This is a genomic window from Pararhizobium sp. A13, assembly GCF_040126305.1.
Taxonomy (GTDB): Bacteria; Pseudomonadota; Alphaproteobacteria; order Rhizobiales; family Rhizobiaceae; genus Pararhizobium.
Window position 1 is genome coordinate 671865 of sequence record NZ_CP149511.1, and the last position, 18624, is coordinate 690488.

An 18624-nucleotide genomic window follows, 5' to 3' on the forward strand; every position below is an offset into this window, starting at 1 on the left:
CCTGTTTGCCCCAGTTGAATGGGAGGGGCGGAATTAATTGGAAAAGCCATCGTTGAGGCGGTCGAGAGCGGCGACGACGCGCTGTCGCACCTCATCACTCAATGGAAGAACGGGACGTGGCGGATCAACGTCACAGAGGTTCAGAACCTTGGCGATTACGTACATAACCCTGAAGCTGCCGAACTCCTTGAACAGCGCCCATAGCGGTCCGAAGCCCGCGTCCAGTCGCTCGACGGCCACGGTGTCCCCAGCTTGCGCCGCTCGGGTCAGGGCCAAGGCCTGCGAAGGCAGAAGTCCTGCGATGACGGAATACCAGGTGTCGCCCCCGGCCAGCAACGACGGTGCGCCGCCCCAGTCACCGCTGTAGCCGATCTTGAATGCCGAGCCGGTGATAGACCGGAGAGAGGCGAGTTCGGAACCGAAGTCCCCACCCGACAGCAGAGGCATTTTTACCGCCACGATGTTCGCGACCTTCGACAGCCGGGAAATGAGGGCCGGGCTGAAGGTGAACTTGGTGGTACTGGGGTTATTGTAGATGCACAGCGGCAGTTGGCCCGCATTGGCGACGGCGGCGAAGTGTTCGAAAACCTCGTCGTCGAATAGGGGCGTATAGGAAACCGGAGCGAGGAGCAGACCGTCGGCACCCGCAGCCTTCGCGTCTCGAGCGAGGGCCACCGCATCGTTAGTCCGGATCGCACCGACGCCGACGATGACAGGGATTTTGCCGCCGACGGTGTCCATCGCCGTTTCGATCGCGCGCCGACGCTCTTCTCGCGTGAGGAAAGCGTAGGCTCCGGTGCTGCCGAGCAGACCGATGGAGTCCGCCCCGGCCTCCGCGATGCGCATGAGAAGACGCGCGAGGACTGTGGTGTCGATCCTGCCGGAAGCGTCGGCAGGCGTGATCGGGAATGCTGAGAGGCCTTGAAAGATAGACATGACAGGAAGACCTTCAGATGTGGGTCAGGAGAAGCTTCAGTCCAGCGAACCCGAAGAATACGGCCAACGTACCTTCGATCCAGCGGCGCGCTCGCCTATACAGGCGGATCATGGGAGCTGTCGAAAAGACGATGGCGTAGCCGCAGAAAATCGTCACACTCAGGATTGCACAGCCCAGGAGGATCACGACGACCGTGTGAGGCGACGACCCAGGACCGAGCCCGAGCGTCATCAACGCGATCCATGCCAGGATCGACTTCGGATTGGTCAGGTGCATTAGCAGTCCGCGCTTGTAGAGCGTGGCTGCTGTCGCCTTGCGTTCGTCGGACGGCCGAAGCTGGTCCTTGTCCGAAGACAGTGCGGCTTTGCCTGCTCTGAAGGCGAGAAAGAGGAGATACAATCCTCCAAGGACCTGCAGGACGACAAGAGCTTCCGCGTATCGACTGAGAACCGCCGATACTCCTGTCGCCGCCATCAGGCCCCAGAAGATCGAGCCGCTTACCACGCCCGACGCGATTGCCAGCGCGGCCTTGCGGCCGTCGTTCATGGCGACGCCCATGATCCGCATATTGCTCGGGCCGGGACTGCCGGCGGCAATGATATAGGCGGTGAAGACGATAGTGAGTTGGTGGATGTCGGCTAGCATTGTTTTACTTCTTTGGGACGGCGTCGTGCAAACTGGCACCCTCAATACCTGCTCAACTGGCCCTGACATAGAACCACTTTTACCTCAAAAAATCTGGTCCAGTTTCTATTAAATCCTTGGCGGACGAGTCTTCTCGGTCTATCTGGATCAACGAAACCTCTCTACGTAGGGAGTAGTGATGGTCCGGTTGTCCACCCGTCAGCAGAATTCGTCACCGGGGCTGGGGGCGCGCGGCATCTACGAGAGCCTGCGGGAGCAGATCGTGGCGGGCGTGTACGGCCACGCCAGCGTCCTTCCATCGGCCCGCGCCCTGGCAGTCGAACTTGGCGTCTCGCGCACAACCGTGACGTCCTCATACGAACAACTAGCCGCCGAGGGGTTCGTGGTCATTCGACATGGAGCTCGACCGCGGGTCGCCATCAAGATCGCAGACGGCAAGACCGGAGTAGCCCTTCACGAAGCCGGAGAGCCGCATAGCCTCTCCGCTTTCGGAGAAAGGCTTCGGTCCCGGGCGATCCCGATGCGTGTCCCATCCAAGAGGTTGGTCGCGGACTTCCGCTACGGCGACATGTCGGCTTCTGACTTCCCGACCCTCGCCTGGCGGAAAGCCATGAACGACGCGGCGCTCCGCCGGCCGCCCAAGCTATTCTACGACAATCCCCGCGGCGCTATCCGCTTGCGCGCCGCCCTGCAGGGGTATCTCTGGCGAGCTCGGAGCATCAGATGCGAGGTTGATGAGATCGTCATCGTCAATGGCTCCCAGCAGGGTCTGGACCTGTGCGCGCGTCTCTTGCTCGACGAGGGCGACAGATTTGTCATCGAGGACCCGTGCTATCCGATGGCGCGAAGCATCTTCGAGATGACGGGAGCCATGGCGGCCCCGGTGGACGTAGACATCGAAGGCGTCAGGGCGGACCTGCTGGCGGATGTAGACGCCCGGCTGGCCTACGTGACGCCCTCACATCAGTTTCCCATGGGAAGCGTGATGTCCATCGGACGACGCCAGCAGTTGCTGAAGTGGGCGGAGGAGAAGAGCGCCTACATCGTCGAAGACGACTACGACAGCGAGTATCGGTTCGACATTAATCCCGTGCCACCGCTACGCGCGCTCGGAGGCGCGTCGAACGTCATCTATGTCGGAACGGTCTCAAAGACGCTGTCACCGACGCTCCGGATTGGCTACGTCGTCGTGCCGCGGGAATTGCAGGAAGTGTTCGCGCACGCAAAGCGCCTGACGGACAGGCATGCCCCCATCCTGGAACAGGAAGCGCTGGCGACCCTGCTGGAGTCTGGCGTCTACGAAAGTCACGTGCGTAAGGCCCGTCGTCACAACGCCCGCAGACGCGCAGCGCTCCTCGACGCGCTGCAAGTCGAATTCCAGGATGCGGTCAGGATCGAAGGCGCGGAAGCCGGGCTGCACGTCGTCGTCTGGTTCCTCGACCTGTCCCCTTCCATGGCGACGTCATTCATCGAGAGGTCCTCCCAGCTTGGAGTTGGCATCTACTCCATCGCACCTCACTACTTTGGCCAGGGACTGGATTTGAAATGCCTCGGCCTTGTGATGGGGTATGCAAGTCTCACCGAGCAACAAATCGATAGGGGCGTAAAGCTCCTGCGCAATGCTTACGATGGTGTACTTTGACGCGGCGCTATGTCTAGCCGTCGTTCGTACGGACTAGATTATCAAGAGACCAGCCCACAACGCTTCGATGCTGCGGCAACCCGCCGCCAGAGCGCCGAGTTCTCCAATGGGGTCGTAGTCATTGATGTCTCCGCTAGGTTTGTAACAGCGGAGGCTGGATATTATGCCGAGCTTACCATCCGGATTCAGCGGAAATCGCGGGCTTTGAGGAACGGACTCGGCATAGCATCCGGCTCGGGATAAGTTCCCTTATGCCGAGTTCGGCATAAGGGAACGAAGATGTCCCTTGGTTGCGGCACGGGCTTCGGACGATCTCGTGAGTCCGCGCTTCCGGGTGAGCCGTGTGCGAACTCGTCACCCCTGCCCGTCGCCAGCTTGAACTCCATGTCGCGGTCAGCAAGGCAGGACAGATCATCTGAAAGATCGAAGACCTGCTGGGCGACGAGGTGGACGACATCCCCTTCCCGCTGGATCCTGCCGTTGATCGCCATCATTGACGATCCCAGCACAACCCGCCGCCGTTTCTCGAACAGGCTCGGCCAGACGACGATGTTTGCAGGCCCGGTCTCGTCCTCGATGGTCACGAACATGACCCCTTTGCCGACCCTGGCATCTGCCTCACCAGGACAAGTCCCGCCGCCATCAGCCAGCGGCCGTCCCGCGCGTTCATCGCGTCCGCGCAGGTCACGATGTTCCGCTTCTGCAGATCCTTGCGCAGGAACGCGATCGGATGCTCCCGGAGTGTCAGCCCGGTATGGCTGCGTCGTCCTTATCCCACTCGATGATCTGGCGATCCTTCATGGTCGCTGGCTCGATGGGGACGAGATCGTCCAGCCTGTCATGCGTCAGCACGAACCTGCCTGGATGCTGACCCAGATGACGCGGCGCACCCATCAATTGCTGGGCCAACATCCACGTCAGCGCCAGACGGCGGTCCTCGGGGTTCAGTCCCAGTTCGCGGATATTGCGGTCAGGCACCTCCTCCGACCATGACCACATGCCCGACGAAAGTGCCTTGATCACGTCCTCGGGTAGGCCGAGCGCCTTGCCGACATCACGGATGGCGCCCTTGGCCCGATATCGGGTGACCGTCGCACAGAGAGCGGCCTTCTCGCGGGTGTAGGTCTTGTAGATCCATTGGATGACCTCTTCCCTTCGCTCGTGCTCGAAGTCGACATCGATGTCCGGCGGCTCGTCCCGTTCCTGCGAAACGAAGCGTTCGAAGAGCAGATCGTTCGTGGACGGGTCGATGCTCGTGATGCCGAGGATGTAGCAGACGGCCGAATTCGCCGCCGAACCGCGGCCTTGGCACAAGATCCCCTGGCTCCGCGCGTATTTGACGACGCTAAAGACGGAGAGTCGGCGATGAAGGTGGCGATGGTCTGCGCGGGCTTCACAGGCGGTGAAGCCGATCAACTGCGCAAATCGATGGCGACATTCAAGTTCACCGGTGGCGTCTCGAAATTCAAGGACAAGCTGGTCTCTGGCATGGTCAAGAATGGTTACTCGCCTGAATTTGCCGAGAAGACTTTTTCGCAGCTCGAAGGCATTGGATCCTACGGTTTCCCGGCTTGTCACGCGGCTTCCTTTGCCCTGATCGCTTACGCCTCCAGCTATGTGAAATGCCATTTCCCCGATGCCTTCTGCGCCACATTTCTGAATTCGCAGCCCATGGGGTTTTATGCGGCCGCCCAGATCGTCGGCGACGCGCGCCAGTTCAAATCCGTTCAGGGCGGTGCTTATCCGCGGTGGCTGTATCGGCTCGGAAATATATAAGGCCGCGGACATGGCTGCCATTTCGACATTCAGAAATTGCTCGAGCGCTGTGATGCTTGTCACTACCGCATCAAACGCGGGCGGTGTTCCGAAAATCATGCCGGACATTCGTGTGTAGTCGACTGCGAGCTTTCTGCTCATTTCGCCGGTTGGCACCAGCCACCAGATCCATGTTTGCCTGGGCGGCGACCTCCTTGATCGCGGCCAGCGCGACGATAAGGTGGGGAGCATCGGAAATTCGCAGGCCCGAGCGGGAAGTTCTCCACGGCGCGCGACGTGGCCACGCCATCGTAGGCCTCGGTGCAAACTGAACGATCGCCAATCAGGTCATGTTCCGTACGGGAGCTGGTGGAAGGCATCGAGTTAAGCTCGAGGGCGCAGGGCCGTGAAGCCCTGCGTTAACGTCAGCGCAAACGTTGCGGCATGGCATCTGCCGGAATCAGTGGCACATAGCTCTCGCCGCCCAACTGTTGGTGATGCTCTGTCTTCGCGGCCGCGACCACCGCCGGCTCAGTCATCGCTCGCACGGCCGAAGCGGCCAGAACCTTGCCGGCTTGTAGCATTCCCTTGTGGGCATAGCCCGACTTCCCCTGCGTGACGATCTGCCAAGTGTGTGGGGGGGTTCCGTAGGCCTCGGTAGCGACATAGACCTGCCCGGTTGGAACCAGCCAGCTCACGTCTCCCACGTCGGTCGAGCCATGCAGGAACGTCGGCTCTTCCTCGAATGGGTTCAGGTCTTCAGACAGGATTTTGCCGCGCTTGGTTACCCGCGTCTGCACCTCCGCCGAGAAGGTTTTCTGGATGCTCCCGGCGAAGTCCTTTTCACTGTTGGAGAAGCCGGCGACACCGAACTTTTCGAACTCCTGATGCATCATCCGCGCGAGCGTGACATTGGGGACCAAGTCCGCCGAGGCGGCGTCGAAGGTGATCTCTAGTTCTGTTCCGGTCATCAGCGCTGCGCCGCGGGCAACGTCTTTCACCCGCTCGGTGATGTCACGAACCTGATCCATCCGCGGTGCGCGTACCTTATAAAGCACCTGCGCTTGAGACTGCACCACATTCGGTGCACGGCCCCCCGTATCGGTGATGGCGTAATGGATGCGGCCGTCCTGAATGATGTGCTCACGCAGATAGTTGGAGCCGACATTGGTCAGCTCGACCGCGTCCAGTGCGGAACGGCCCAGATGAGGCTCGAACCCGGCGTGGGCGCTGGTGCCCCGAAAGGTGAAGTAGAGCTGGTTCGTCGCCAGCATCCGCGCGTTAAAGGCAAGGTTCTCGTCCCAGGGGTGCCATGTGAAAGCCACGTCGACATCAGCGAACAGGCCCTCCCGCGCCATGTATGCCTTGCCTCCCCCACCTTCCTCGGCCGGGCAGCCGTAATAGCGGATCGTGCCTTCGAGGCCTAACTCGTCTTTGCAAGCCTTGATCGCGAGAATGGCCGCAAGTGCACCGGTGCCCAGAAGATTGTGACCGCAGCCATGGCCATTTCCACCTTCGGTAATGGGGTCGTGGCGTGTGATACCGTCTTTCTGACTCAGGCCGGTCAATGCATCGAACTCGCCGAGGATCGCGACGACCGGATGGCCCTCGCCATAGCTAGCGACGAAGGCCGTTTCGATATTGCCGGCGTTGCGAGCAACCGCAAAGCCCGCCTTCTCAAGCTCGTCCGCCAAAAGGGCCGCGGATTTCGTCTCCTCGTAGCGGATCTCGGCGAAGGACCAGATGGCGTCCGACACAGTTCTCAGATTGTCCGCATGCGCGGCGACCGTGCGCTCGATGATGTCGATATACTTCATGTTCTTCCTCAAGCCGTCTGTTCGACGGATTTTTTGGCGTGAATGGCGGGGAAGGTTGTGGCGATGGCGCAGACGATTACGGCGCAGCCGACGATGACTGAAAATGCAATGCCGTAGTTCTGGTTGGTTGCCGATAGGACCGCCCCGATCAGCATGGGCGAGGCAAACGAGCCAAGTTGCGCCAGCGAGTTGATGAGACCCGTGGCCGTCCCGATAGAGTTTTGCGGGAAATGCTTCATGATGCTCACAAACACACTGATCGAGATCGCGTTCAGAAAGACGTTCGATACTGACAGATAGGCAAAGGCCAGTGGGATCGTTTCAGCATTCGCCATCAGGTAGATGAATACTGCCGAAACAGCCGAGCCGATGCAGATGAGATATTTCTCTTTCTGGTGGAAGAAACGGTCAAGCAGCCAGCCGCAGGTGAGGAAGGAGACAAATCCCAACGTCGGCGGGATCATCGAGTAGGCCCCCATTTCCATCATGCTCATGCCCTTGACCTTCACCCAGTAGGACGGCAACCAGGACTGCAGGCCCCAGAAGACGATGTTGGTGAAGAAATAGACCGACGCGATCTTCCAGGTCAGAGTGTTTTTCAGCAATGCGCCGATGCGCTGCTTTTCCGAGACCTTCAGGCCAGTGTCCTTAGCGATCAGGGTTTCGGAGCGCGGCTTCATGATCCAGTAGAGGCCGATTGAAAGAATGAGTCCGACGGCACCCAGCACAAAGAACATCACCCGCCAGCTATAAAACGCGATCAGCGAGGTAATGACGATCGAGCCGAGAGCGAAACCCACGGAAGCCCCGGATTGCAGCACCGATTTGGCGCGAGCCATCTGGGTTTTCTCGAAATTCTCGGTGATGGCGACAGATCCGCCTGCGGGAAAGATTGCTTCCCCCGCACCGGTGACGGCACGCGCTGCAGCCAACCCCACCGCGCCGGCAACGGCGCCCGATGCCAGCGTGCCCAAAGACCAGACGGCGACAGCCGAGCTCAGCACCCGGCGCGAGCCCAGGCGGTCCACAAGATAACCCCCTATCAGCTGCGTCATCGAATACGCTAGGAAAAAGGCACTAATGATCATGCCTTGATGTTCTGGTGCCAGGCCAAATTCTTCGCTGATCGGAATGATCGCGATGTTGATGGCGGTCTTGTCCAGAAAGCCGACGACCCAGCACACGAACAGCATCCCGATGATGACGTGGCGACGTTTTATCTTTGAGATCATTTTAGCAGTTCCCTTTTGATTTTTGTCTTTTGTGTCACCGTCAGGAAAAATTCATATGTTGATCCACACATGAGAAAATGTAATTTGATGGGTGTTTTCACATGGAGCGTCATTCGTGGAGATCGATCTGCTCTCACACCCACTCCTGAAAGAACTGGCGCAGACGCACGCGTTGCAACTAAATGACATCAATGTCGAACCGAGGGATGGCAGTGCCTCAATCCTCCATTCCATTGAAAAGGTAGGAGATGCCTTTCGTCTTGTAGTCGACCACTCCCATTTCACAGCCAAGCGGACAGAGTTTGCGCTTAACGCCAAGGACAGCAACAAGACGGCAGCGCGGATTGTTCAGGCAGTGCAGGATGTCGTCATCGGGCTTCAGACCAGGACCTTCGAAATGCTTGCCTCGGTAAACGGAGCGGTGCTCAACTCGCTGGACGAAAACGAGATTGTTCACAATGTCCTGCGCGAAGTGATGCATGTGCTCCCGCATTGCGATGCCGGGGTCTTTCGCTTGTTCGATGAAGCGAGCGGTTTTCTTGTGCCGGTCTCGCATGTGGGATTGCCTGAGGACTACAGTCATTACCGCGTGCAGCCGAATGAATCCGTCTCGGGCGAGGTATTTGCAACCGGCCGGCCGGCCATTCACAATGGTAGGCAGAACATCATTGATGCTCATCGCGTTATGCGTCCTGAGAGTCAGTCCTTCATGGAGCGCTCCGAGATAGCCAACGCCCTGCTTTGTGTTCCCGTCATGGCCGAAGGGAAACGTCTGGGCACGCTGACGACGCTTTGCTTTTCCGGCGATGGCGCTTTTTCGATCTTCGATCGAACCGTTCTTGAATTTTTGGCGGCGCAGATCGCAGTCGCCTTTCAGCGGTCGCAGATCTACAAGAACGCCGTCGCCACCTCACAACGGCTCGAGCAGATGCGCAGCGATCTTTCCCGCAAGAATGCCGAGTTGGACCGCGCAGTTGAGCTGCATGAGGCGCTGCTGCGCATCTTTTCCACGAGCACCGGGCTGACAGAACAGCTTCGCGCCGTGGCCGAGCTGTTTCGTGTCGATTTCCGGTTCGAGAACGTGCTGGGTCTGGACTACCGATCTGCGGGATGGACAGACAACGAGCAATTCGTGATTCAGACCGTTGAGGTCGCGGAAGCACCGGTAGGGCAATTTCATTTCCCGACTTCCGGGGATGCGGGTTTCTACCGGGTGCTATTTGGCACGTTAGCGACATTCGTGGCGCTCGACTTCGTGCGGGACATGTCTCGGATGGATGTTCTTAACGCGCGCCGTAAAGCGCATTTCGAAGCCCTGGTTGCGGGGCTGGGTTCGGACGGACGTCATAGCCACCATGGGTTTCGGCTCGACCGCTACAGTCAGCTATTTGTGGCGCGGGCACCCCGACGCGAGGCTTCTGACAACACCCGTCTTTCCCTTCACAAATCCCAATCGGACCTGCAAAAGGGGATGACATTGTCCAACTCGCTGATCTTTCACAGTGAGGACAAAATCGTGGTACTGGTCTCCGCGTCGAGCACAGCGGCACTGGAACGCAATCTCGGGGCGATCTCTGATGCCGCGACGAAATTCAGTATCTGCGTTGGAGCAAGCGAGATCTATGGAGAAAGCGAGCGCCATCTCGCATCGCGCGACCTAGCTGCACAGGCGGCAGAAGCGCTCTCACGCCGTGGACGCTTTGGGCTTCTGCGGCATCGAGACATGGGGGTGGAACTGTTGCTGGAAGGGCGCGCGAGGCAGGATATCCTCGAATTTACACGCAACATCCTTATGCCGCTGGTTCAAGATCCAAGGCATCACGTCCTGCATGAAACCCTCTCGCGCTACGTTGACGAGGGGAAGTCTGTCACCCGCGCAGCGCAAGCGCTGAACATTCACCCCAACACGCTCTACCAGCGCTTGCAACGGGTCGAGTCACTAACGGGCCGCAAGATTTCCGACGCGGCTGATTTCACGCTGCTCAGTCTCGCTTGCCAACTTCACGCGGAATACGCTGGGGCAGCGACAAGTTAAAACCTGGTTCTGATCATAGAGTTGCAGGGTCCGAAACTCATTGCGGACCGGCCCGCAAGGCTTAGAAGGCCGTCTTCGGGCGCGGCGATAACCAGCGTTGGAGAAAGGATTTCCCCGAACCTGTCCAAATCGCTTTTCGTTCCTGTAGGATCTGGCGCAAGAATACGATCATCGCCTAGATCGACGCTCATCTGACGCAAACGATCGACCATCGCGACATTGTTGGCGTTTCCGGGCGAGCGACTGCGCAATCATCGTCAGACTCAATTCTGCGACATGGGAAATACGCAGTTGCGAGCCATCTGTTCGGGCGTATTCTATCCAACGTTGATGCCCTACTGACAGGGCTTCATCGCGATGAAGTCGCCAGAATGGTGCTGAAATCGTTCTCACCGCGTCATAAGCACAATTCATATTTTGCGTGATCGTTTCGGCATCTTGCCGGTCGTGACCCGTCAAGCCGTCGGAACTGTGCCGCCGTCGATGGTGTATTCTGTCCCCGTGATCGAGCCAGCCCGAGGAGACACGAGAAATGTAATAAGGTCGGCGACTTCCTGAGGTTTGGCGGGCCGTCCCAACGGAATGCCCCCGAGCGCCTTCATGATGATGTGCTTACCGCCCTCATAATCGGTTCCGGCGTCAGCTGCCAGGCGCTCCGCTAAAGCGACGGCAGCGTCAGTTTCGATCCAGCCCGGCGAGACACGGACCACACGAATGCCTTTGGGGGTCACTTCCTTGGAGAGGCTCTTGCTGTAGGTCGAAAGCGCTGCCTTGGCGGCAGCGTAACCCGTCGTGGATTCAGGCAACGGCAATTCGTGCTGGATCGACGTGATGTGAATGATGACGCCGGAGCCTTGCTCGATCATCGACGGCAGCAGGGCGCGGTCGAGGCGGACCGCCGGCATGAGGTTGAGGTTCAACTCCTTGAGCCACGCATCGTCGCTCAGAGCGGCGAACCCGCCTGGAGGCGCTGACGAGCCGCCCAGCACGTTGACGATGATATCGGCACCGCCCAGATGGTCGAGGACGCCCTTGGCAACGGTGGCGCAACCGTCAGCGGTCGTGATGTCGGCGGCGATGTAGTGAACGCCTTCCGGGGAACTCTCGGGAACGGTTCGCGTCGTGGCAACGACCTTCACCCCCGCCTCGGTCAAGGCCTTGACCACGGCGGCGCCGACGCCCTTGGTGCCGGCGGTGACAAGCGCGCGACGACCGGCAAGCTCGAGATTGAAGCTCATAGGGTGATCTCCAGCCCGGCGATCTTATCGCCCTCGAGAACGAAAAAGTAGCGGAGGTCCACCGAGCGGCCAGGGAAGTTGCCCGTAAGGTGGCTCGTGACGAGCGTCCTGTCGCCTTCGGTCGCGATCGCAAAAGGTTCGACAACGTAGGTGTACTTAGCCGTGCTATCGGTCTTCCAGCGTCGGATCGCCTCGCGCCCGCTATAGGTATGCCCCTCGTCTTTCACGACAGCAGTTTCCGTAAAACACTGAACAACGGCATCGCCATCGCGCGTGTCAGCCTCGAAGTAGGCAGATATCGGTGTGGGCAGATCGACCATTGTTCGCGTCCTTTGTTTCGCGGCCGCTGTGAATTCGACCGTCGGATTGTGTGAATCCGAAAATGGCTGTAGGCTCTCCAAATGACAAGAACGCACGAAAAAGTAAGGTACTCACCTGAAAGTAAGGTGCATGCCTACACGCAAGAGTCGGCGGCGGAAGGCGTCGAGCAGGCCCTGAAGCTGCTCGAGGGTCGATGGAAACTGGTTATCCTGTTTCATCTGTTCGGAGGCCGGATCATGCGCTTCTCGGATCTCGAACGCGCAATCCCGTTGATTTCGCAAAAGATGCTCATCCAGCAGCTCCGACAGATGGAGAAGGATGGGATCGTTCTCCGCATCGTCCACCATCAGGTTCCGCCGAAGGTGGAATATCGGCTAACGGATTGGGGGCAAGCATTGTGTCCCGCACTCGACGCCCTTTTGACGTGGGCGGCGGGGCGTCCGGAATCCGACAGCTTGGCGGGGACGGACAAACCATCGTAATAAGCTCGCGGACGATGTGGTGGCGACCGATCACAAGATTGGGAAGGCAGAGTAAGCGCAGTGGATGTGTTTAGCTGCCATGCATATCGGTGGTGTGATTGACGTCACTCGCCGCAGCAAAGCGATGAGACGGATCCCGCCGAGGACGTGGATGGCGAGAAAGCGACACCGAAAGACGTACAGCCAGAGACGGTGCAGGATGTTGGGCGCGCGGGGATACGGATCGATCTTTCCCGCATTGGTGGCCGGCAATAGCGTTGAGTTCATCTTGCATTCGCGGGGCATGTTCCGGCCAAGCCAAAATTTAGCGCGACTCCAAAGCACGAAATTAATGTGCTTCCGACGCATGAAATTAGTGTGAGCCTGATGCATGGTGTGTGGTTGTTGCGTTGGCGAGCCAGTACAAAACCGCATACTGACGGGTTTCAGCTATGGAGTTGCCCGATAAAAAACCGGCAGGATCTGATTTCTGTTCGCTGAGCGATGAACTCGCGTGGTTGCGACCAAACCACTCATTTGTCCAGCCTCGCAGCCGCAACCGCGTGCGGCATCAGGAATGTGGCAATCTCCGCGATGACGTCTGTCAGATCGCCAGGATTGTGTGCAACGCCTTCAACGAAAGTGCGCCATTGCCGCTGCTTTTGCTGGTCCTTGGCAAAGGCGTCCGTTAGGGCGTCGGGTCGGTCGATGGGGATCGGTGTCTCGCGGCGCTCAAAGGTAGCGGCTATTGCGCGCGCCAGCCGATCATCGCTGAAGTCGAAAGACCTGCTGAGGATCCAGATGTCGTAGAAATCCTTCATGCGGCTGTTTACTCGCCCCAGCATCACCATTGCCTGGAACTTCTCGGCAATGACCGTTTCTCGCGCATAGGCCCGGAGCCGCGGCATCGGAAAATCGAGCATAGAAGGATAATCCAGGACTTCCACCCCCGGCTCAAGCGCATCGCCAAACCCGATGTCGATCGTCAGGTTGATCCGGGCTCCGCTGATCGAAGCGATCACCCGCAGCCTGAGCCCACCATAATCCAGTGTCTCGCGAATGCGATCCACATGCAGCGTATCGGAGTCGAACGTGACGCCATCGTCGGCCTCTTGCGCCAGAATTTCCCGAAATGTCTTAAGCATCGGGTCCGGACTCGGATCACCGAAACCCAAAAGATCGAGGTCGCGCGTGCCTCGGTGCGGATCGTCGAACCAACTCAACATCAACATCGCCCCTTTTAGAACGAAGCGACCGGCGTGGGGCGACTGGCTGAGCCGGAACAATAACCGTTCAAGAGCGAAACGCGTCAGGACCAGATCGAAGCTTTGCCCGCTTGCCTTGGCGAGTTGCAACAGGCGCGCGCGCACGGAGGCGCCGACGTTTCTGATTTCTTTAGCCATTGGCGGTTAGCGCCTCGAGATATGGCCGGATCACCGTTCCGACGCCACCGCGTTCGGCCTGGTTGGCGATTTCGCCAGGAGTAGCCCTTCGTTGCCGCAGTGCCTCCTGCAGCCCCTCCATCGCTATCGAAAGGCCGATCTTGTTGCGATAGCGAAAGCAATCGGCAATTGTCTTGGCTATTCCAAAGACCTTCACGGGAACGCCTTCAATGACATGGGTTTCGACGCTTTCGTTGAGAAGGCTTTCCGTGAAACGTACGATGCGCATAGCGGGGCCGTCCGGTTTCGGGGCCCAGTCCTTACGGCCTATGGCAAGCCAGATTTGTCTCGGAAGCTGATCCGTCAGGCCGTGGAATGCCAAGGCCGAAACGAGGCAGATAACGGCTTTCGGGACGCGTTTGGCAACCTCTGCCATACTGTGGTTGACATCAAGCTCCGCATCGGGAAGTTGGTAGAGACCGCGGGCAAGCCGCAGCACCTCGCCATCCCTTTCCATTCGGCTCATGGTGGCCCCCGTCACACCTGCATTACGCAGTTCCGTCAAACGTGCTATTCCGCGCTCAGTTAGCACGGCCCGGGCGATTTGGCGTTGAGTGACGGAACTGGGCATTGATATAAAAGCTCGGAGAATGGGACTTATTGTCCGAGGATTTGTATCACAACCCCTAAAGTCGAGAAAGCCCTCGCTTCGTGAATTCTTCACCACGAATAGTTGCCTCGATTTTGGGACATCTGCGCGTTGTCATGCGTTTTACCGAGACTACCTGAATGGCGACGACCCAGGTCACTGGGCGAGATGGGCGCGCACAATGCGAACGTGACCGTGCTTGTCGTCGCGGACGAACCGCTTTTGCGCATGGCGCTCGCCGATACGCTTGACGATGCCGGGTTCAAGGTCTTGGAAGCGACCAACGCCGACGATGCAATCGTAATCCTCGATCGCGATCGCGCGATCCAACTCGTGTTCACCGACATCGCCATGTCCGGCTCCATGGATGGGTTGAAACTGGCAGCCGCTATCTGAACGATGCCGCCCTTGAGTTGGCGGGCCGCTTTTTCAGCAAGCCCTATCATCCGAACGTCATCGTCCAGACAAATCAAGGAGATGGTTTTGGGCAGCCCATGATGTCCGCTGAGAAGGGCGCAGCTTCAAATTCCTGCTAGCGCAGGGAGTTAACATATCGCCTTTCCTTTTACTGGGACGAAGCGCATCCTGCAGCCAATAAAAGGTGGAACTGGGGGGCTAGGGCAAACCTTAAACACGCGAAGGAGCAACGATCGATGCTCGCAGACACAACGCCTCATGAATACTACTGGATGCCAATGTATTTCTCGCCTGACCACGACTTTGTTGGCTACGAAGGTCAACGAATGATCGGCAGAGTGACACTCGAGGGGCGCATGGAAACCGAGGGCGCATGGAGATGGTCGAATATCGGCGGGACGGAGACCAGCCAGTTAGGTGTCCAACAGGGTTATGCATCATCCAAGGAACTTGCCGTAACGGCGGTCGAAACTTGTGATCGCGAAATGATGGCCGGCCGTCACGGCGGATGAGACGCCTGTCCGGTGGCCACGACCGCTGCGGTCATGGTTCGCCCAGGTGACCGCGCGTCCTTTAGCCGAGGTCCGATGTGCGCAGATTTTTTTTGGAATGACCGCCCATCTACTTTTGACATCTAGCATTCGAGATGAAGCTCCGTTGCCGCGGGCTCGCGGTTCCTCCCGACGCAATTCCATTCGACTTGAGTGCCAGATCGGAAATGTCATTCCGACCGTCAGAGCAAAACGTCACCCCAAAGCGGTGCAATCAAGGAGGAACGGGCATGCCTAACAGCTTCGATGAGATCCGCGACCAGCAGCGCGACACATGGGACCGCTTTTCCGCGGGCTGGAAGAAATGGGACGAACTGGTGCTTGGATGGCTCGCCCCGTTTGGCGACGCGATGCTCCGCCACGCCAATCTGGGAGACAGCTCGCAGGTTCTTGACGTCGCTGCCGGTACTGGCGAGCCGGGCCTCACCGCTGCCGCCATGGTGCCGGACGGGAAAGTCACCGTGACCGATCTTTCCGAGCGCATGCTGGCGGTCGCCGCGGAGAATGCAGAGCGCCGCGGCTTGTCGAATTTCGAGACCAGGGTCGCCGATGCGGGAGCCCTTCCCTTTGCTGACGGTACATTCGACGCTGTCCTCTGCCGCTTCGGATTCATGTTCTTTCCGGACATCGATCTCTCGGCACGCGAATTCGCTCGCGTCGCAAAGCCTGGCTCGAGGATCGTCACTGCCGTATGGAGCAGGCCCGACAAGAACCCCTGGGCGACGACCATCATGTCGGCGATCGGACGTCATGTTCAGATGCCCCCGCCTCCGCCAGGCTCGCCAGGTCTCTTTCGATGCGCTCAACCAGCACTGATGCGCAACGCCTTCGAACAAGCAGGCCTGAAGAACATCAAAGAAGAGGAGGTCTCCTCGTTGATGACACACGCGACGCCCGAACAATACTGGGACTTCATGACGGATATAGCAGCGCCGGTGGTCGCCGGGCTTTCGAAGGCGGACACGACGATACGTGCGAAGATCCGCGATGAGGTGTTGGCCGCCGCGCGAGAGGCTATGCAGGAAGGTCAAATTCGCCTGCTATCGACCGCGACCATGACCTTCGGGACGCGCTAGCCAGCCGTGTGTCGCGCCCGTCCTGGAACGCCTCGCGCGCCGCGGCCCAGATCATGTTCGGATATGCCCACTTACCGCTATAGAACCGATACCCAGAAACCACTTCGCGTCGTCGCACAACCTGTCCCAAAAGCCCTCGATGGGCGAGAGAGATGGTTCAACACGCCAACCCGATATTCTGGTCCAAATGTCAGCGGTTCCGCATCTTCAGAATATAGCAGCCAGCTGCCCGGATATCCTCGACCACCGCAGATGGTTCGGGCGCGACACTGTTCTCGTCGCCGGAGCGATATTTCCCGGTCCGAACGAGAATGCCTTTTCCGACACCCGCAGAAAGCGCACCGGCGACGTCGCTCTCCGCATCGTCGCCAACCATGGCTACATCGGCCGAATCGCAACCAGTGCTCGCCACCGCCGCGAGGAAGAATTCCGACGACGGCTTGCCGAAAAGCCTCGCCTTCGTGCCACTGGCATATTCGAGCGCCTCGACGAAGGGCCCCGCGTCCAGACTGAGACGCCCGTCAAGATCGCGGAACACGCGGTTGCGGGCAAGTGCTAGAAATGGTGCACCGTTCTGCAGATTGCGGAAGGCCGCGTTCATATTGTCATAGGTAAAACGCTGAGCCGCATCGCCGAGGACGATAGCAATTGGTCCATCAGCGCGGCAATCGGCGAAGTCTTCCTCAAGGTCGGGATGGACCAGCAAATGCGGCACGTAACCGTTCTCAACTAGCCAGGCACGGGCCGCCGCAACGGGTGTGAACACCTCGTCCGGAGCCGCGTTGATGCCGAAGCTCTGGAGTTGATGAATAAGCTGACGTTTGGATTGTCGCGTTGTGTTTGTTAGGAACCTGATGGGGATTTCGGCAGCGCGCAGGAGCGACACCGACTCGACGGCCCCAGGCATCGCTGCGTAGCCATCACAAAGCACGCCGGAGATATCCAACAGGACGCCTTTGATCATGAGAGAATACTGTATGAGCGCGAAGGGTCGGTCAATGACTTTGAATGCTACTCGATCGGTCCGATAGGGAAGAGGCAAGGCACCATGATTTCCACAGGCCACGATTCCATCACCAGTCTCGCCTCGCCGTCACTATCCGAAATTCCGTTCGGGACGACTTCTACCGTGCTTCGTCGCTGCAGCTTCTGACTGCGATAATCGCCGATGTCTGCCTGTCGGGAGACACGGAAACGGAGAACCAGAACCTGCGTCAGGTTCGTGCCAATCTGTCGGAGCCAGAGCCCAAACTCAGAGCTCGACTTCAGGATATCTACAACGAGTCGAAATCGACGCCTATTGTCAATCACGTCTCTTCGTTAAGTTGCTTTGACAGGATGCGTAGCCGGGTACATTCACTTTCCAAGCGCGACATGCTTGTAAAAACAATGGCTTCGCCTTGGAGATATATGCATGCCCCGTTGCTATTCGCAGCTCACCTTGCCTGACCGCAGACGGCTTTTTCACCTCAGAGAAGGCAAGGTTTCCGTGGCGGAGATTGCCCGCCAACTCCGTCGTTATCGCTCGACGATCTATCGCGGGCTTAAACGGAATACGTTCCACGATCGCGAGTTTCCGGAATATAGCGGCAATTGCAGCGGTATCGCCAGCGACATGAGCAAGGAGCGCCGACGACGGCTGTGCAAACTCAGACGCCATCCGCAGTTGCGCGACCTCGTCATCGACCGACTGAAGGCGTTTTGGTCACCCGAGCAGATCGCCGGCCGGCTTCTCGCCGATGGCGTCAGCCCTGTGCGCATTTGCCCGGAAACGATTTATCGTTTCATCTATTGAAGATTGTCCGCTCGGGCTATATCCGCACCTGCCGGAACGCCGTCGCAGGCGTCGGCGCCGCGGCGCACGCAAGCCGCGCGACGGCTTAATCCTTCTTGACTACAAAATCTCCCAACGGACTGATTTTATTGATGATCGATCACAGTTCTGGCATTGAGAGGGCGATCTCCTGATCTTCCGGCGTGAACTCGGAGAGACCAACGTCACCTCTCTCGTCGAGCACAAGAGCCGCTATACGGTAATGGTCAAGAACCGCAGCCGTCACTCGCGACCGATCATGGACAAGATCATCCATGCCTTCTCACCATTGCCGTCTTTTGCACGCCGAAGCTTCACCTTTGATCGCGGCACAGAGTTCTCCGCTTTCAGGGCTTTGGAAGATGGGATCGGCGCCAGAAGCTGGTTCTGCGATCCCGGCGATATGATCTGTCCAACGTCGCTCAGCAGCAACTTGTCGACCTCGCCCATCACCTGAATTCGCAGCCAAGAAAGTGCTTGGGCTACAAAACACCGGCCGAGGTCTTCATGGCGCATTTGCTTGAATGCGGCTGATCCCCTACCCTGCACACGCCCATGTTGTACTTGGTGCAGATTCTGCGAATGGTGGCCAGCCGTTCTGCCCCAAGTGCGGTAACACAGAACCATACGGCATTCGCCGACGGCGTTTCCGC

At 58.7% G+C, this 18624-nt stretch carries 15 protein-coding genes and 4 pseudogenes; 9 read left to right on the forward strand and 10 right to left on the reverse strand.

Features of this window, described 5'->3' with window-relative positions; genetic code table 11:
* Positions 1-33: 33 nt before the first annotated feature.
* Both WI754_RS24715 and WI754_RS24720 read right to left on the reverse strand, forming a co-directional pair.
* Positions 34-936, reverse strand: a complete 903-nt coding sequence (locus WI754_RS24715) for a dihydrodipicolinate synthase family protein (RefSeq protein WP_341487910.1) — start codon at positions 934-936, stop codon at positions 34-36.
* Positions 937-949: 13 nt separating this feature from the next.
* The gene (locus WI754_RS24720; protein ID WP_341487911.1) at positions 950-1582 is read right to left on the reverse strand and encodes a LysE family translocator; all 633 of its coding nucleotides are present in this window, start codon (positions 1580-1582) and stop codon (positions 950-952) included.
* A 178-nt stretch (positions 1583-1760) separates the two neighbouring features.
* On the opposite strand from WI754_RS24720, the gene WI754_RS24725 reads away from it, so the two are divergent.
* Positions 1761-3224 (forward strand): PLP-dependent aminotransferase family protein, encoded by a 1464-nt coding sequence (locus WI754_RS24725; protein WP_341487912.1) that lies wholly within the window; start codon positions 1761-1763, stop codon positions 3222-3224.
* Positions 3225-3409: 185 nt separating this feature from the next.
* On the opposite strand, the pseudogene WI754_RS24730 reads toward WI754_RS24725, so the two are convergent.
* A pseudogene (locus tag WI754_RS24730) lies at positions 3410-4583 on the reverse strand (OB-fold nucleic acid binding domain-containing protein); the annotation flags it as partial.
* Here WI754_RS24730 and dnaE2 point away from each other — a divergent pair.
* A pseudogene (gene dnaE2 / locus WI754_RS24735) lies at positions 4581-4937 on the forward strand (error-prone DNA polymerase); the annotation flags it as partial. The pseudogenes WI754_RS24730 and dnaE2 sit on opposite strands and share 3 nt — an antisense overlap.
* A gap of 467 nt (positions 4938-5404) precedes the next feature.
* Here dnaE2 and WI754_RS24740 read toward each other — a convergent pair.
* A complete protein-coding gene (locus WI754_RS24740; protein WP_341487913.1) occupies positions 5405-6796 on the reverse strand; it encodes an amidohydrolase in 1392 nt (463 codons plus the stop codon).
* 8 nt (positions 6797-6804) lie between these two features.
* Positions 6805-8028, reverse strand: coding sequence for an MFS transporter (locus WI754_RS24745; RefSeq protein WP_341487914.1), 1224 nt, complete (start codon positions 8026-8028; stop codon positions 6805-6807).
* 115 nt (positions 8029-8143) lie between these two features.
* On the opposite strand from WI754_RS24745, the gene WI754_RS24750 reads away from it, so the two are divergent.
* Positions 8144-10063 (forward strand): helix-turn-helix domain-containing protein, encoded by a 1920-nt coding sequence (locus WI754_RS24750; protein WP_341487915.1) that lies wholly within the window; start codon positions 8144-8146, stop codon positions 10061-10063.
* Positions 10064-10518: 455 nt separating this feature from the next.
* On the opposite strand, the gene WI754_RS24755 is transcribed toward WI754_RS24750, so the two are convergent.
* A complete protein-coding gene (locus WI754_RS24755; protein WP_341487916.1) occupies positions 10519-11301 on the reverse strand; it encodes an SDR family oxidoreductase in 783 nt (260 codons plus the stop codon).
* Positions 11298-11621 (reverse strand): nuclear transport factor 2 family protein, encoded by a 324-nt coding sequence (locus WI754_RS24760; protein WP_341487917.1) that lies wholly within the window; start codon positions 11619-11621, stop codon positions 11298-11300. The genes WI754_RS24755 and WI754_RS24760 overlap by 4 nt, the downstream gene beginning before the upstream one ends.
* Before the next feature lie 81 nt (positions 11622-11702).
* On the opposite strand from WI754_RS24760, the gene WI754_RS24765 reads away from it, so the two are divergent.
* Entirely contained in the window at positions 11703-12104 is a 402-nt protein-coding gene (locus WI754_RS24765) for a helix-turn-helix domain-containing protein (RefSeq protein WP_341487918.1), read from the forward strand.
* 512 nt (positions 12105-12616) lie between these two features.
* On the opposite strand, the gene WI754_RS24770 is transcribed toward WI754_RS24765, so the two are convergent.
* Positions 12617-13486: a nucleotidyl transferase AbiEii/AbiGii toxin family protein gene (locus WI754_RS24770; RefSeq protein WP_341487919.1), complete on the reverse strand. Its 870-nt coding sequence runs from the start codon at positions 13484-13486 to the stop codon at positions 12617-12619.
* Positions 13479-14096, reverse strand: coding sequence for a type IV toxin-antitoxin system AbiEi family antitoxin domain-containing protein (locus tag WI754_RS24775; protein ID WP_341487920.1), 618 nt, complete (start codon positions 14094-14096; stop codon positions 13479-13481). Before WI754_RS24775 ends, WI754_RS24770 begins: the two co-directional genes overlap by 8 nt.
* Positions 14097-14282: 186 nt before the next feature.
* Here WI754_RS24775 and WI754_RS24780 point away from each other — a divergent pair, with 186 nt between their 5' ends.
* The 3 genes from WI754_RS24780 to WI754_RS24790 all read left to right on the forward strand — a co-directional run bounded on the left by WI754_RS24780 (position 14283) and on the right by WI754_RS24790 (position 16158).
* Positions 14283-14510: a response regulator gene (locus tag WI754_RS24780; RefSeq protein ID WP_341487921.1), complete on the forward strand. Its 228-nt coding sequence runs from the start codon at positions 14283-14285 to the stop codon at positions 14508-14510.
* 257 nt (positions 14511-14767) lie between these two features.
* Positions 14768-15043, forward strand: coding sequence for a hypothetical protein (locus tag WI754_RS24785; RefSeq protein ID WP_341487922.1), 276 nt, complete (start codon positions 14768-14770; stop codon positions 15041-15043).
* A 269-nt stretch (positions 15044-15312) separates the two neighbouring features.
* A complete protein-coding gene (locus WI754_RS24790; RefSeq protein ID WP_341487923.1) occupies positions 15313-16158 on the forward strand; it encodes a methyltransferase domain-containing protein in 846 nt (281 codons plus the stop codon).
* A gap of 190 nt (positions 16159-16348) precedes the next feature.
* Here WI754_RS24790 and WI754_RS24795 read toward each other — a convergent pair whose 3' ends face one another.
* Entirely contained in the window at positions 16349-17122 is a 774-nt protein-coding gene (locus tag WI754_RS24795) for a TIGR01458 family HAD-type hydrolase (RefSeq protein WP_341487924.1), read from the reverse strand.
* A 146-nt stretch (positions 17123-17268) separates the two neighbouring features.
* Between WI754_RS24795 and WI754_RS24800 the strand changes: the two are divergent.
* Positions 17269-17478 (forward strand): annotated as a pseudogene (locus WI754_RS24800) (type IV secretory system conjugative DNA transfer family protein); the annotation flags it as partial.
* A 94-nt stretch (positions 17479-17572) separates the two neighbouring features.
* Positions 17573-18505: pseudogene (locus tag WI754_RS24805) on the forward strand (IS30 family transposase).
* The last annotated feature ends 119 nt before the right edge of the window (positions 18506-18624 follow it).

Excerpts from the sequence above, each read along its gene's own strand:
- WI754_RS24715 (WP_341487910.1), bottom strand. The coding sequence starts at position 936 with ATGTCTATCTTTCAAGGCCTCTCAGCATTCCCGATCACGCCTGCCGAC.
- WI754_RS24720 (WP_341487911.1), bottom strand. The coding sequence starts at position 1,582 with ATGCTAGCCGACATCCACCAACTCACTATCGTCTTCACCGCCTATATC.
- WI754_RS24725 (WP_341487912.1), top strand. The coding sequence starts at position 1,761 with ATGGTCCGGTTGTCCACCCGTCAGCAGAATTCGTCACCGGGGCTGGGG.
- WI754_RS24740 (WP_341487913.1), bottom strand. The coding sequence starts at position 6,796 with ATGAAGTATATCGACATCATCGAGCGCACGGTCGCCGCGCATGCGGAC.
- WI754_RS24745 (WP_341487914.1), bottom strand. The coding sequence starts at position 8,028 with ATGATCTCAAAGATAAAACGTCGCCACGTCATCATCGGGATGCTGTTC.
- WI754_RS24755 (WP_341487916.1), bottom strand. The coding sequence starts at position 11,301 with ATGAGCTTCAATCTCGAGCTTGCCGGTCGTCGCGCGCTTGTCACCGCC.
- WI754_RS24760 (WP_341487917.1), bottom strand. The coding sequence starts at position 11,621 with ATGGTCGATCTGCCCACACCGATATCTGCCTACTTCGAGGCTGACACG.
- WI754_RS24765 (WP_341487918.1), top strand. The coding sequence starts at position 11,703 with ATGACAAGAACGCACGAAAAAGTAAGGTACTCACCTGAAAGTAAGGTG.
- WI754_RS24770 (WP_341487919.1), bottom strand. The coding sequence starts at position 13,486 with ATGGCTAAAGAAATCAGAAACGTCGGCGCCTCCGTGCGCGCGCGCCTG.
- WI754_RS24775 (WP_341487920.1), bottom strand. The coding sequence starts at position 14,096 with ATGCCCAGTTCCGTCACTCAACGCCAAATCGCCCGGGCCGTGCTAACT.
- WI754_RS24780 (WP_341487921.1), top strand. The coding sequence starts at position 14,283 with ATGGGCGCGCACAATGCGAACGTGACCGTGCTTGTCGTCGCGGACGAA.
- WI754_RS24785 (WP_341487922.1), top strand. The coding sequence starts at position 14,768 with ATGCTCGCAGACACAACGCCTCATGAATACTACTGGATGCCAATGTAT.
- WI754_RS24790 (WP_341487923.1), top strand. The coding sequence starts at position 15,313 with ATGCCTAACAGCTTCGATGAGATCCGCGACCAGCAGCGCGACACATGG.
- WI754_RS24795 (WP_341487924.1), bottom strand. The coding sequence starts at position 17,122 with ATGATCAAAGGCGTCCTGTTGGATATCTCCGGCGTGCTTTGTGATGGC.